Source organism: Streptomyces sp. NBC_00259 (assembly GCF_036181745.1).
GTDB lineage: Bacteria > Actinomycetota > Actinomycetes > Streptomycetales > Streptomycetaceae > Streptomyces > Streptomyces pratisoli.
This window is the reverse complement of sequence record NZ_CP108080.1, coordinates 5,642,084-5,655,603: the sequence shown is the minus strand read 5'-3', so window position 1 is coordinate 5,655,603 and position 13,520 is coordinate 5,642,084. Positions and strand designations below refer to the sequence as shown.

At 71.4% G+C, this 13,520-nt stretch carries 9 protein-coding genes; 1 reads left to right on the top strand and 8 read right to left on the bottom strand.

All coding sequences use genetic code 11. The annotated features are described in order from the left end of the window. Positions 1 to 52 precede the first annotated feature (52 nt). Positions 53 to 682, bottom strand: coding sequence for a hypothetical protein (locus tag OG766_RS25700; RefSeq protein ID WP_266383833.1), 630 nt, complete (start codon positions 680 to 682; stop codon positions 53 to 55). 221 nt (positions 683 to 903) lie between these two features. Continuing rightward, the gene (gene proS, locus OG766_RS25695; RefSeq protein WP_328726287.1) at positions 904 to 2,319 is read right to left on the bottom strand and encodes a proline--tRNA ligase; all 1,416 of its coding nucleotides are present in this window, start codon (positions 2,317 to 2,319) and stop codon (positions 904 to 906) included. A 207-nt stretch (positions 2,320 to 2,526) separates the two neighbouring features. Between proS and OG766_RS25690 the strand changes: the two genes are divergently transcribed. Continuing rightward, positions 2,527 to 3,390: a methyltransferase domain-containing protein gene (locus tag OG766_RS25690; RefSeq protein ID WP_266383827.1), complete on the top strand. Its 864-nt coding sequence runs from the start codon at positions 2,527 to 2,529 to the stop codon at positions 3,388 to 3,390. Positions 3,391 to 3,492: 102 nt separating this feature from the next. Here the strand turns inward: OG766_RS25690 and ftsH are convergent, their stop codons facing one another. The 6 genes from ftsH to nsdA all read right to left on the bottom strand — a co-directional run bounded on the left by ftsH (position 3,493) and on the right by nsdA (position 13,284). Then, a complete protein-coding gene (ftsH, locus tag OG766_RS25685) occupies positions 3,493 to 5,415 on the bottom strand; it encodes an ATP-dependent zinc metalloprotease FtsH (RefSeq protein WP_328726286.1) in 1,923 nt (640 codons plus the stop codon). Between the two features lie 191 nt (positions 5,416 to 5,606). Next, a complete protein-coding gene (gene ffh, locus OG766_RS25680; RefSeq protein WP_328726285.1) occupies positions 5,607 to 7,157 on the bottom strand; it encodes a signal recognition particle protein in 1,551 nt (516 codons plus the stop codon). A gap of 109 nt (positions 7,158 to 7,266) precedes the next feature. Next, complete coding sequence (locus OG766_RS25675; RefSeq protein ID WP_328726284.1) at positions 7,267 to 9,720, bottom strand: [protein-PII] uridylyltransferase; 2,454 nt, start codon at positions 9,718 to 9,720, stop codon at positions 7,267 to 7,269. A 14-nt stretch (positions 9,721 to 9,734) separates the two neighbouring features. Next, positions 9,735 to 10,073, bottom strand: a complete 339-nt coding sequence (locus tag OG766_RS25670) for a P-II family nitrogen regulator (protein WP_266383816.1) — start codon at positions 10,071 to 10,073, stop codon at positions 9,735 to 9,737. Next, positions 10,070 to 11,425, bottom strand: a complete 1,356-nt coding sequence (locus OG766_RS25665; protein WP_266383815.1) for an ammonium transporter — start codon at positions 11,423 to 11,425, stop codon at positions 10,070 to 10,072. The genes OG766_RS25670 and OG766_RS25665 overlap by 4 nt, the downstream gene beginning before the upstream one ends. 383 nt (positions 11,426 to 11,808) lie before the next feature. After that, a complete protein-coding gene (gene nsdA / locus OG766_RS25660; RefSeq protein ID WP_328726283.1) occupies positions 11,809 to 13,284 on the bottom strand; it encodes a transcriptional repressor NsdA in 1,476 nt (491 codons plus the stop codon). Positions 13,285 to 13,520 lie beyond the last annotated feature (236 nt).

The following is a 13,520-nucleotide window of genomic DNA, read 5'->3' as shown; positions in this document are numbered from 1 at the left end:
CCCCGGGCCCGGGGCCGGCCGGTCGCTCCCGCCGCCCTCGGAAGGTGACGGATCAGCTCGCCGCGGCCACCGGCTCGGGGATGCGGAAGGGCTTCCCGCAGCCGCCGCAGACGATCGGCGCCTGAGCGAGGACGGAGGGAACGACCCGGACGTTCCTGCCGCAGTCGCAGACGGCCTTCACCCGGACGCCGCCGCCGGACGAACCGTGCCTGGCGGCCGGGCCCCGGAAGGTCCGCTTGGTGTCGGATGCGGTGGCGACCGTGTGCGCGGCGAGGGCGCGCTGCAGCCGCTCGATCGTCGGGCGGTACCGCCGCTTCGCCTCGGGGGTGAGCGTGACCAGTGAGAAACCGCTGCTCGGGTGCGGCTCCTCCGGGTGGTCCAGGCCCATCTCCTCGGCGATCGCCAGGAACCGGCGGTTGTGGTAGCGGCCGGCGCGCGAGGTGTCCCGCACTCCTCGGGCGGCGGCGATGCCGTGGACTGCCTCATGGAGCAGTCGCTCGAAGGAGAGCTCGTGCCCGCAGGCCGACGAGGACTCTCCGATCAGTGACTCTGGCGCGGCAAGATCGGGCAGCTCGGGGTGGTGCCGCTGAATGTCGGCCCACGCCTGTGCCAGCTCTGCGGCGAGAACAGGTGGTGTCGTGCTCACGTCGTGATAACGAGCCGGGCCCCCTGCGGGTTCCATTCCGGGGCATCCCAAATAATTTGCACGTACCCGTCAGTTGCCATTGATGCGTCCTGACGAGGGCGGGTGCGCTGATCTGCGGAGAAGCCTCGCAGCTCACAACAAGGTGGTACGTAGCCACGCCGTCTACGCGGCAGTGCCGGAGGCATGAGCCAGGGGCGCGTGCTCACTTTCCGTGCGCCGGAGGCGCGGATGGCACGGTGGGGGCGCGCTCAGCGCGCTCAGTAGGCGCGCGCGACGATCGCGAGCGTACCCGGGGCGTCGTCCCCCTCCGGCACCGACCCGTCCTCCGCCACCAGGCACCGTACGGACACCGACTGATCGGCGAGCGCGATCTCGCCCTCGGTGCCCAGTGCCGCCCACGGGATCCGCGCCCAGCCTCCCGCGGCCGCGGCCTCGGCGGCCTCCTCGACGGTGCGCACCTCGGCCGTGCGTGCCTCGCGGCGTTCACGCGACTGGCGGAGCAGCAGCGCCTGGTCCTCCTCCAGCACCGTGGGCAGCAGCCCGGCGAGCGCGTCGAGCGCGACGGGCTCCTTGCCTCCGGGGATGCGCCGGGCCAGCATCGCCGTACCGCTCTCCAGGTCGCGCGGGCCGATCTCGATCCGTACCGGCACTCCCTTGAGCTCCCAGTCCACGGCGCGGCGGCCGAACGGGGTGTCCGTGCGGTCGTCGACCTGGACCCGGATGCCCGCGGCCTTCAGCCGGTCGCCGGTCTCACGGACCTTCGCGAGCACCGCCTCGTCGCCCTTGATGGCGAGGACGACGGCCTGGACGGGGGCCAGCCGGGGTGGCACGCGCAGTCCGCTGTCGTCGCCGTGCGACATGATCAGTCCGCCGATCATCCGCGTGGAGGAGCCCCAGGACGTCTGCCAGACCAGTTCCTGCTTGCCGTCCTTCGACAGGTAGGTGGTGTTGAAGGCCTTGGAGAAGTTCGTGCCGAGCTCATGGCTCGTGCCCATCTGGAGCGCCTTGCCGTCGCCCATCATCGCTTCCAGCGTCAGGGTGTTGACGGCGCCGGCGAAGCGCTCCCTCGCGGTCTTGCGGCCCAGCACGACGTCGATGCCGAGGACGTCGGTCATGAAGCGTGCGTAGACGTTCCGGTGGATGTGGGCTGCGTAGTCCCGGGCCTCCTCGTAGGTGGCGTGGGCGGTGTGGCCCTCCTGCCAGAGGAACTCGGTCGTGCGCAGGAAGACCCTCGGCCGCATCTCCCAGCGGACCACGTTCGCCCACTGGTTGATGAGCAGCGGCAGATCCCGGTAGCTCTGCACCCACTTGGAGAAGTAGTCGTTGATGATCGTCTCCGAGGTGGGGCGGACGACGACCGGCTCCTCCAGCTCCTTGCCCCCGCCGTGCGTGACGACCGCGAGTTCGGGGGCGAAGCCCTCGACGTGCTCCGCCTCCTTCGTCAGGTACGACTGCGGGATGAAGAGGGGGAAGTACGCGTTGGACGCCCCGGCCTCCTTGATCCGGGCGTCCAGGTCCTGCTGCATCCGCTCCCAGAGCCCGTATCCGTACGGCCGGATCACCATCGTGCCGCGCACCGGGCCGTTGTCGGCGAGCTCCGCCTTGTTGATCAGGTCCTGGTACCAGCGAGGGAAGTCCTCCGCCTGCGGCGTGAGGACGGGTGCCTTTGCCATGGCGGGAATCGTACGGCCGCTGCACTCTGGATGCGGAACCGATCGGCGCGGGGGCGCACGACCGGGGCATGCGAGGCAATGCGGTGCGACCCCTGGACGTACGGACGGATGCGCAGTTCCCTGGCATACGGGGGAGCGCGAGCGAACGTACACGGGGGCTGTCACTCAGGGCACAGCTGACCTCTCGTCGGATTGGGGCGCTTTTCGATGACTCCTACGCTCGTCCCGCACCACCCCCGCACGGCTTCCGCGCCCCCGGTGGATCCGGCGGCGCGTGCCCGTGACTGGGCAGAGATCCAGGAACGGATGCTGGTGCCGCTCTACGAGGCGGCGTACGAGCACCTGGAGGTCGGCGCGGGCTCTCGGGTGCTGGGGCTCGGCTGCGGCTCCGGCCTCGCCCTGCTGATGGCCGCGGCGCGCGGGGCGCGCGTCACCGGCGTCGACACGGACCGCTCCAGGATCGCGCTGGCGCGCGAGCGGCTCACCCCGGATCCCGAGCTGTCGGGCGAGCGGGATGGCGCGCCGGAGATCGCGCGCCTGGTGGTGGGCGAGCCCGGGGACGCGGCAGGCCCCGGGCGCTCCAGGTTCAGCATGATCACCGTTTTTCAGCCGATCGGGTGTACGGCCGGCGACTCCGAAGGTCTGGTGCCCGCGCTGCGGGCGGTGGCCCCGCTCGCCGAGCGCGGCAGCCCCGTGGTGCTCGCCGGCTGGGGCCCGCCGGAGCGGTGTGCCACCTCGGCGGTGCTGCGCGTGGCGAGCCGGCTCACCGAGCGGCTGCGGGCGGGCGGCGGCTGGCGGCCGACTCTGCGGGACGATCTGGAGGACGTGGCGACCAGGGCGGGCCTGAAGCCGGACGGCTCGGGGCGGGTGGCGTGCCCCTTCGGGTACGCGGACCTGGAGAGCGCCGTGCGGGGGCTGCTGTCGACCGGACTGTTCGACGCGGCCGTACGGGCCACGGACCAGGCGCAGGTGGAGAAGGAGGTCACGGAGGCGCTCCATCCGCATGTGCGGGCCGACGGGACGGTGTGGATGCCGAACGTCTTCCGGTACCTGATCGCGCGTACTCCGTAGACATCGCCCGTACGCGGGAGGCCTCGCGGGTACGCGGCGCAGGCAGCGCGTCCGTCCGCCTTAGGGCAGCCCGTCGCCCCCGCCTTCGGGCAGCCCGTCGCCTCACGCGTCCGAGGGGTTCTTCGTGAGGCGGGCGATGCCCGCCGCGCGGTACGCCGCTTCCTCGTCCAGCGTCTCGCTCGCGAGCAGCGCCTGCGCCAGCGCGTCCAGCCGGTCGCGGTTGTCGCGCAGTTGCCGGCAGGCGCTCTCGTAGCACTCGTCGGCGATGCGGCGCATCTCGTGGTCCACCGCGTCCAGCGTCGCCGGGGCGGCCGTGAGTCCGTAGGGCTCCTGGCCGTCACCTCCGATCGCGGTGAACCGGCCCACGCGTTCGCTCATGCCCCAGCGTCCGACCATCCCCCTGACCAGCCTGGTGACCTGTTCGAGGTCGTTCTCCGAGCCGGTGGTGACGATGCCGAAGACGACGTGCTCGGCCGCCATTCCGCCGAGCGCCCCGATGATGCGGCCGCGCAGATAGTCCTCGGTGTACGCGTACTTGTCGGAGTCCGGTGTGGAGAGCGTGACGCCGAGCGCCCGGCCCCGGGGAACGATCGTGACCTTGCGGACGGGGTCGGCGCCGGGCTGGAGCATCCCGAGCAGCGCGTGGCCGCTCTCGTGGTACGCGGTCCTGCGACGCTCCTCCTCGGGCATCACGAGCGCCCGCTCGGCGCCGAGCTGGACCTTCTCCAGCGCGTCGGACAGATCGCCCTGGGTGACCTCGCGCTGCCGGCGCTTGACCGCGAGCAGCGCGGCCTCATTGGCGAGGTTGGCCAGTTCGGCACCGGTCATCCCCGGTGTCGTACGGGCCACCTGGGCGAGGTCGACTCCCCCGGCGAGCGGGATGTCCCGGGTGTGGATCCGGAGGATGGCCTCGCGGCCGCCGCGGTCGGGCGGGCTGACCTGCACGATCCGGTCGAACCTGCCGGGCCGGGTGAGTGCGGGGTCGAGGACGTCGGCCCGGTTGGTGGCGGCCAGCACGACGACGCCTTCCGAGCCGGTGAAGCCGTCCATCTCGGTGAGGATCTGGTTGAGGGTCTGTTCGCGTTCGTCGTGGCCGCCGATGCTCGCGCCGCCGCCGCGAATCCGGCCGATGGTGTCGATCTCGTCGATGAAGACGATGGCGGGGGCGACCTTGCGGGCCTCGGCGAAGAGCTCCCGTACGCGTGAGGCGCCGACACCCACGATCATCTCGATGAACTCGGACGCGGACGCGGAGAAGAAGGCCACCCCGGCCTCGCCCGCCACCGCGCGCGCGAGCAGTGTCTTCCCGGTGCCGGGCGGTCCGGAGAGCAGGACGCCTCCAGGCATCCGGGCGCCCATCTCGCGGTAGGCCTGGGGGTTCTTGAGGAAGTCGACGACATCGCTCAGCTCGCCCTCGACCTCGTCGATCCCCGCCACGTCCTCGAAGGTGGTGCGCTTGCCCGAGGTCACCTCGACGGGCTTGGGCGGCGCCTTGCGGCCGAGCGGCCCGGCACCCAGCCGCCCGCCCATCCGCCGGGCGAGGAACACCCAGAGGAGGACGAGCAGCAGAAGCGGCGCGAGGGAGAGCAGCAGATTGGCGAGGAGGCTGCGCTGGACGACGACCGGCTCGGCCGTCACGGTGACGCCCTTGCGGGTCAGCTGCTGCCAGAGGTCGTCGTCGGCGAACGCCGGGCGCTGGGTGGTGAACTTGGTGTAGTCGCCCTTGCCGTCGGGAACCGGCTGCTCGTTCTTCAGCTGTCCCTCGATCGTGTCGCCCTTGGCGTAGATCTTGGTGACGTTCCCGGCGGTGACCTGTTTGGTGAACTCGGTGTACGAGATCGTCCGCTCGTCGCCGTTCGTGAAGTACGACAGGGCCACGAAGGCGATGCAGAAGACCAGGATCGCGGCGAGGACGAGTCCGGGCCAGCCGCCCGGCATCTTCCGCTTCGGCGGCGTGGGCGGGGGCGCTCCCTCGGAACGCCAGGGCTGGTCCGTGCGATCACGCGGGGGTACGGAATTGGCCACGTCCGCCCTCACTCCCTGTGCCGCTCCGGTGATCTCTGCCCATGACCGCACAGATGCCGGTGCCCTGCCACCCGGAGGGGAACGGACGGAGCAAGGGAGGACCACCGCGATCGGCCGGGCAGCGCCCCGGACGGGCGAGGGCCCCGCGGTCGGTGACCGCGGGGCCCTGCTCGCACATCGTCCGGGGCCGGTCAGCCCATGAACTTCTTGAACTCGTCCGGCAGCTCGAAGTCCTGAGCGTCCTGGCCGCCGGCGGGGAGCCCGAAAGCGTTGCCCTGGCCCGCCTGTTCGCGGCGGGCGGCCGCGGCCTCCTCGTCGGCCTTGCGCTTCATCGGATTGCCGGAGCGCTGCTTGCCCTTGGCCTGCTTCTGCTTCTTCTTCTGGCGGCCGGGGCCGCCGCCCATGCCGGGGATCCCGGGCATGCCCGGCATGCCGCCGCCCTGGGCCATCCGCGACATCATCTTGCGGGCCTCGAAGAACCGCTCGACCAGGTTCTTGACGGCGCTGACGTCGACACCGGAACCGCGGGCGATACGGGCCCGGCGGGAGCCGTTGATGATCGTCGGGTCGGTGCGCTCACCGGGCGTCATCGACTTGATGATCGCCGCGGTGCGGTCGACGTCGCGCTCGTCGATGTTGTTGATCTGGTCCTTGATCTGGCCCATTCCGGGCAGCATCCCGAGCAGCTTGGAGATGGAGCCCATCTTCCTGACCTGCTCCATCTGCGCCAGGAAGTCGTCGAGCGTGAACTCCTTGGGGCCCTTCGCCAGCTTGGCCGCCATCTTCTCGGCCTCGGCCTGGCTGAAGGTCTGCTCGGCCTTCTCGATGAGCGAGAGCATGTCGCCCATGCCGAGGATGCGGGACGCCATGCGGTCCGGGTGGAACGCGTCGAACTCGTCCAGCTTCTCGCCGTTGGAGGCGAACATGATCTGCTTGCCGGTGACGTGCGCGATGGAGAGCGCGGCGCCGCCTCGGGCGTCGCCGTCCAGCTTGGACAGCACGACACCGTCGAAGCCGACGCCGTCACGGAAGGCCTCCGCGGTGTTGACCGCGTCCTGGCCGATCATGGCGTCGACGACGAAGAGGACCTCGTCGGGGCTGACCGCGTCCCGGATGTCCGCGGCCTGCTGCATCATCTCCTGGTCGATACCGAGGCGGCCGGCGGTGTCCACGACGACGATGTCGTGGACCTTCGTCTTCGCGTAGTCGATCGACTCCTTGGCGACCTGGACCGGGTCGCCCACGCCGTTGCCCGGCTGGGGTGCGAAGACGGCGACGCCGGCCCGCTCGGCGACGACGGCCAGCTGGTTCACCGCGTTGGGGCGCTGGAGGTCACAGGCGACGAGCAGCGGCGAGTGGCCCTGGCTCTTGAGCCAGAGGCCGAGCTTTCCGGCGAGCGTGGTCTTGCCCGCGCCCTGGAGACCCGCGAGCATGATCACGGTGGGCGGCTGCTTGGCGAAGCGCAGCCGGCGGGTCTCGCCGCCGAGGATGCCGATGAGCTCCTCGTTGACGATCTTGATGACCTGCTGGGCGGGGTTCAGCGCCTGGGACACCTCGGAGCCGAGGGCGCGCTCCTTGATCTGCTTGATGAAGGCGCGCACGACGGGCAGTGCCACGTCGGCCTCGAGCAGCGCGATACGGATCTCGCGCGCCGTGGCGTCGATGTCCGCCTCGGACAGGCGGCCCTTGCCCCGGAGGTTCTTGAATGTCGCTGCAAGGCGGTCGGAGAGGGTGTCGAACACGGCGGTCGCGGATCCTCAGTCTCGGGGGCGGGCGGACAGATGTGTCCCAAGGGTATCCGGCCGCGTGGGATGGGGTCTGCCCCCTGTCCACGCTCCCGCCCCGGGCCCTTCACCCGCGCAGTGCGGCCTCCAGCGTCCGCGCGACGCCCGCGGCCTCCCCGGCCGGCAGCGGGGCGCCTTCGGGCCCTGTGACGTAGAACGCATCGACGGCGTTGGCGCCGAGGGTCGACACATGGGCGCTGCGTACCCGGACCTCCGCCGATTCGAGGGCGTGGCCGATGCGGTGCAGCAGCCCCGGCACGTCCTGGGCCCGCACCTCGATGACCGTGGCCAGCCGGGACGCGGCCGGGGCGACGGTGACCCGGGCAGGCGGGGCCGTGACCCCCCGCCTGCGTGGATAGGCGGCTTCGCGTTCGGCGAGCCTGGCCGGGATGTCCAGTGAGCCGTCGAGGGCGCGTACGAGATCGGCGCGGAGCCGGGCGGCCTGCGGGAGCGAGCCGTAGGCGGCCGCGACCCGCCAGTTCAGTACGAGCACGGCGCCCGGGCCGACCTCGCCGGGGAGCTCGACGGCGCGCAGATCGGCGGCGCGCACGGTGAGCCGGTGCAGGGCGAGGACGCCGGCGACCGCGGGCAGCACACCGTGCTGGTCGGGCACGGCGATGAGGAGTTCCACGCCGACGGGTTCGGGTTCGCCGTCCGGCTGCGGGGTCTCGGTCTGGGCGTGCAGGGCCAGTACGGGCCCGTCGGTGCGCAGCGCCTCGATGGCGAGCCGTTCCTGTTCCGCGCTGGGGGCGGCGGGCTCCGGCTCGTCGGGGGTCTCCCCCGCGAGCACCGCGGCAACCCGTTTGACCAGGTCGGCGACGAGCGAGCCGCGCCAGGCCGACCAGGCGGCGGGCCCGGTCGCGAGGGCGTCGGCCTCGGTGAGCGCGTGCAGCAGCTCCAGGGTGCTCGGCGAGCCCACGACGTCCGCGACCGAGCGCACGGTCGCGGGGTCGTCGAGATCGCGGCGGGTGGCGGTCTCGACGAGCAGCAGATGGTGGCGTACGAGGGTGGCGATGACCGACACGTCGTGCTTGTCGAAGCCGATCCGGGTGGCCACGTCGCGGGCGATGGTCTCGCCGGCCACGGAGTGGTCGCCGGGCCAGCCCTTGCCGATGTCGTGGAGGAGGGCCGCGACCAGGAGCAGGTCGGGGCGGCCGACGCGGCGGGTGAGGGCGGACGCACGCACGGCGGCCTCGACGAGGTGACGGTCCACGGTCCAGGTGTGCACGGGGTTGCGCTGCGGCCGGCAGCGGACCCGTTCCCAGTCGGGCAGCAGCCGGGTGATGAGGCCCTCGGCCTCCAGGGCTTCCCAGACCGCGACCGTGGGTTCACCGGCGCCGAGGAGCGTGACGAGTTCCTCGCGGGCGTCGGCGGGCCAGGGCACGGGCAGCGGCTTGGTGGCCCTGGCGAGGTGCCGTACGGCGTGCAGGGACAGCGGCAGTCCGGACTGGGCCGCGGCGGCGGCCGCCCGCAGCGGCAGCACCGGGTCGCGCTCGGGCCTGGCGCTGCGGGCGAGGACGGCTTCTCCGTCCATCTCGACGACGCCTTCGGCGAGCGGGGTGCGCTCGGGCTCCGGCCGCCGGCCGCCGGAGAACATGGCGCGCAGCCGGGGCCGCGCGGACCGGGACCTGAGCACGCGGTTCACTTCGCGCCAGGTGACGTCGGAGGCGTACGAGACCGTCCGTGCGGCCTCGTACACCTGGCGCAGCAGCGTGTCGGCGTCCAGCAGGCCGAGATCGGCGGCGACCTGGTCCTGCTCCTGGAGGGCGAGCCGGTCGGTGGCGCGCCCGGTGGTCAGATGCAGCGCGTCACGGGTGTCGAGGAGGACGCGGCGGGCTTCGGCGAGGCCTTCGCGGGGTGCGTCGGCGAGCCAGGACGCGGCGACGGCGCGCAGGGCGGTGGCGTCGCGCAGCCCGCCGCGGGCCTCCTTGAGGTCGGGTTCCAGCAGGTACTGGAGTTCGCCCTGGCGTTCGGCGCGTTCACGGCACAGTTCGTCGAGTTCGGGCAGGCGCTTGGGCGCCTGGTTCCGCCAGTCGGCGAGGACGGCGGTGCGCAGCCCGGCGAGCAGCCCGAGGTCTCCGGCGACGGCGCGGGAGTCGAGCAGCCCGAGCTGGACCTTGAGGTCGTCGCCCGCGGCCTTCCGGGCCTCGGCGGAGGTGCGTACGGAGTGGTCGAGCGCGAGCCCGAGGTCCCAGATCGGGTACCAGATCCGGTCGGCGAGCGCGGCCAGCGCCCCGGCGGCCGCGCTGCCGTCGTGCAGCAGGAGCAGGTCGAGGTCGCTGCGCGGGGAGAGTTCGCCGCGGCCGTATCCGCCGACGGCGACGAGGGCGGCGCCGCGCACTCCGGTGCTCTGCGCCGCGGCGGTGAAGAGCGCGGAGAGCCAGTCGTCGGTCAGCCGGGCCAGCGCGGCACGGCGCGGCGGCCCGGACTGCGCCTTCTCCTGGAGAAGGCGCAGCCGGGCCGCCGCATACCCGCTGGGTCCCGAGTCTTCGGTTTCCGTGGTCAGATCGACGCTCGTCACCCAGCAACTCCTGTCTACAGCGCGTCCGGGCCGCGTTCGCCGGTCCGGACCCGTACGGCGGTGTCGACCGGCACGCTCCACACCTTGCCGTCTCCGATCTTGCCGGTGCGGGCCGCCTTCACCACCACGTCGATGAGCTGTTCGGCGTCACCGTCCTCGGCCAGCACCTCGATCCGGATCTTCGGGACGAGGTCGACGGTGTACTCCGCGCCCCGGTAGACCTCGGTGTGACCGCGCTGCCGTCCGTAGCCGCTGGCCTCGGTGACCGTGAGCCCCTGGACTCCGAAGGCCTGCAGGGCCTCCTTGATCTCGTCCAGCCGGTGCGGCTTCACGACTGCGGTGATGAGCTTCATGCGTCCACCTTCTTGTTCTGCGGTGCGGCCGGCGCGGTCTCGGCGGGTACGGGGGCGGTCTTGCGGGAGCCGGCGCCGCCGCCCGCTCCGCTGAAGTCGTACGCGGTCTCGGCGTGCTCGACCTGGTCGATTCCGGAGATCTCGTCGTCCTCGGGGACCCTCATGCCGATCGTCTTGTCGAGGGCGAAGGCGAGGATCGCGGAGACGATCAGAGAGTAGGCGAGAACCGCGAAGACACCGACGGCCTGCTTGCCGAGCTGGTCGAGTCCGCCGCCGTAGAAGAGGCCCTTGACGTCGGACTGGACGCCGCCGGTGGCGAAGAAGCCGACGAGCAGGGAGCCGACGACACCGCCGACGAGGTGGACGCCGACGACGTCGAGGGAGTCGTCGTAGCCGAACTTGTACTTGAGGCCGACGGCCATGGCGCACAGCAGACCGGCGATGGCACCGATGCCGATGGCGCCGAGCGGGGAGCAGGAGCCGCCGGACGGGGTGATGGCGACGAGGCCCGCGACCGCGCCGGAGGCGGCGCCGAGGGTGGTGAAGGAGCCGTGGCGGATCTTCTCGTACCCGAGCCAGGCGAGCATCGCGGCGGCGGTGGCGACCTGGGTGTTGACGAACATGACCGCGCCCACGCCGTCGTCGTTGCCGAGCCACGAGCCGGCGTTGAAGCCGAACCAGCCGAACCACAGCAGAGCGGCGCCGAGCATCACCAGCGGCAGGCTGTGCGGCCGCATCGGGTCCTTCTTGAAGCCGACGCGCTTGCCGATGACGAGGATCACGCCGAGTGCCGCGGCACCGGCGTTGATGTGGACGGCCGTACCACCGGCGAAGTCGATGACGCCCATCTCGAACAGCCAGCCGCCCGCGCCCCAGACCCAGTGCGCGACCGGGAAGTAGACGACGGTGACCCACAGCGTGATGAACAGGGCCCAGGCGGTGAACTTGACCCGGTCCGCCAGGGCGCCGCTGATCAGCGCGGGCGTGATGATGGCGAACATCAGCTGGAAGACGGCGAAGACGTACACCGGGATGGTGTAGCCGTCCCAGAGCTGGGTGATCCCGATGCCGCTGAGTCCGACGTAGTCGGAGGACCAGCCGATGAGGGAGCCGGAGTCGGTGCCGAAGGCGAGGCTGAAGCCGTAGAGGACCCAGAGGATCGTGACGATCCCGAGGCTGATGAAGCTCATCATCAGCATGTTGAGGGTGCTCTTGACGCGGACCATGCCTCCGTAGAAGAAGGCCAGCCCAGGCGTCATGAGCATCACCAGTGCGGAGCAGATGAGCATGAACCCGGTGTTGGCGGCAGACAGCTCAGGGGCGTCTGCGGCAAGCGTGATGCCTGGGGGCATCGGCGTCTCCTCGTCGTCGTACGGCCTGTGCGGGGCGGGAGCCTGTTCGGCCGGCAGCCTGTTCGACCGGCTCCGGTACGGCTGCCTGTGGAGTCGGCCGGTTATGCGCCAGAGGTTGGCGCGCCGCGGTTTCCGACGATGCCGCACGATGTTTCGCCGCAGTGACGAAGAGGTCGGGCGTGTTACGCGCCCATGAACTGAAGGGTCACGGGAAGATCACGCGCGTACCCTCCCCGGGCAGTGCGTTCGCCCCTCGGCGTTCCGTGCGTCCGCCCCTCCGCGGGCCATGCGTCCGGCGCGACGGTCACCCGTTTGACCTGGCGTGGGGGGCCGAGTCGGGCTGTCGGGGTGACCGTCGCGCCGGGGTCCGGGGGACGGGCCGCTCAGACCGCTTCCGCGGTCTCGGGCAGCTGTGCGGTGAGCAGATCGGTGAGGTGGGCGACCTCGGCGACGTCGCCGAAGTCCCTGGCCGCCGTGTCGACGGTCTTGCGCAGCCGGGTGTTGACCCGCTCGGAGCGGACCCGCTTGGCGATGCCCAGCGCCTGCTCGGCGAGCTGTGTGGACCGCTCCGGCTCGCGCTTGAGCAGATGCACGGTGGCCATGCCGACCAGGTTGAGTGCGTACGAACGCTGGTGCTCGTCGTCCTTGCCGAAGAGCTCGACGGCGCGCTCCATGACGGGCTCGGCGAGCGAGGCGTAGGTGGGGCTGCGGCCCGCGACGTAGGCGAGGTCGCGGTAGGAGTGGGCGTTCTCCCCGTTGAGCTCGGCCTCGGAGAAGAAGCGGATCCAGTCGGGCTCGGGCTCGTCGGCCTCGAGGGCGTCGGCGAAGGTGTCCTCCGCCATGCGGACGGCCCGTTTGGTCTTGCTGGGCTGGCCCATGTTGGCGTAGGCGCGGGCCTCCATCGCATACAGCATGGACTGGGTGCGCGGGGTGGCGCAGTCACGGCTGCCGTACTGCGCGAGGTGGATGAGCTCCAGGGCGTCGTCGGGCCGGCCGAGGTGGATCATCTGGCGGCTCATGGAGGAGAGGATGTACGAGCCCAGGGGCTTGTCACCGGCCTCCTTGGCGGCGTGGAGGGCGAGGACGAAGTACTTCTGCGCGGTGGGCTGCAGACCGACGTCGTAGCTCATCCAGCCGGCCAGTTCGGCCAGTTCGGCGGCGCAGGTGAAGAGCCGCTTGGAGGTGGCCGCGAGCTGCGGCTCCTGGAGCAGGTCGGTCACCTCGTGGAGCTGGCCGACGACCGCTTTGCGGCGCAGTCCGCCGCCGCACTGGGCGTCCCACTGGCGGAACATGGCGGTGGTGGATTCCAGGAGGTCCAGCTCCGGCTTGGAGAGCCGGGAGGGGCGGCGGCTGACCGCGGCCGATTCCCCGGGGCCTGGGTCGGCCGGCGGCGAGGGCACCAGCCAGCGCTGCATCGGCTCGATGAGGGCGGGCCCTGCGGAGAGCGCGAGCGAGGTGCCGAGGAAGCCCCGGCGGGCGAGCATGAGGTCGCTGCGGGAGAACTCGCTGAGCAGCGCGACCGTCTGGGGGCCGGCCCAGGGGAGGTCGACTCCGGACACCGAGGGTGACTGGTGGGCGGTGCGGAGTCCGAGGTCCTCGATGGCGACGACGGTGCCGAACCGCTCGGAGAACAGCTCGGAGAGGATGCGCGGGATCGGCTCTCGCGGCTGCTCGCCGTCCAGCCATCTGCGGACCCGCGAGGTGTCGGTGCTGATGTGGTGGGCGCCGATCTGCCGTGCCCGGCGGTTCACTTGACGTGCGAGCTCGCCCTTCGACCAGCCGCTGCGCACGAACCACGAGCCCAGCTGCTCGTTCGGGCGCTTGCCGGTGCTCGTACCGTCTGCGCCGCTGCCGCTCACGGGAACGCCCCCATCCACTGATGTCCTTGCATGCCTTGCCGCGCACATGTCTTGCCACGAAGTCCTGCCGCGATGCCTGGTCGCGCGGACCGGTTTTCGAATCACCGGCAGAATGCCGCGAGTTGCGGCTTTCCGTACGGGGATCGCACCCTTCGAACAGGAAACCGAGTTGCCTCCGGCATACCCACGGATGCGAAGAAATCCAGGGTCCGTGTACCGAAAGTAATCCTACGATC

What these genes read in the sequence shown, in the direction of transcription:
- OG766_RS25690 (WP_266383827.1), top strand. Translation starts at nt 2,527, where the DNA reads ATGACTCCTACGCTCGTCCCGCACCACCCCCGCACGGCTTCCGCGCCC.
- OG766_RS25700 (WP_266383833.1), bottom strand. Translation starts at nt 682, where the DNA reads ATGGAACCCGCAGGGGGCCCGGCTCGTTATCACGACGTGAGCACGACA.
- proS (WP_328726287.1), bottom strand. Translation starts at nt 2,319, where the DNA reads ATGGCAAAGGCACCCGTCCTCACGCCGCAGGCGGAGGACTTCCCTCGC.
- OG766_RS25670 (WP_266383816.1), bottom strand. Translation starts at nt 10,073, where the DNA reads ATGAAGCTCATCACCGCAGTCGTGAAGCCGCACCGGCTGGACGAGATC.
- OG766_RS25665 (WP_266383815.1), bottom strand. Translation starts at nt 11,425, where the DNA reads ATGCCCCCAGGCATCACGCTTGCCGCAGACGCCCCTGAGCTGTCTGCC.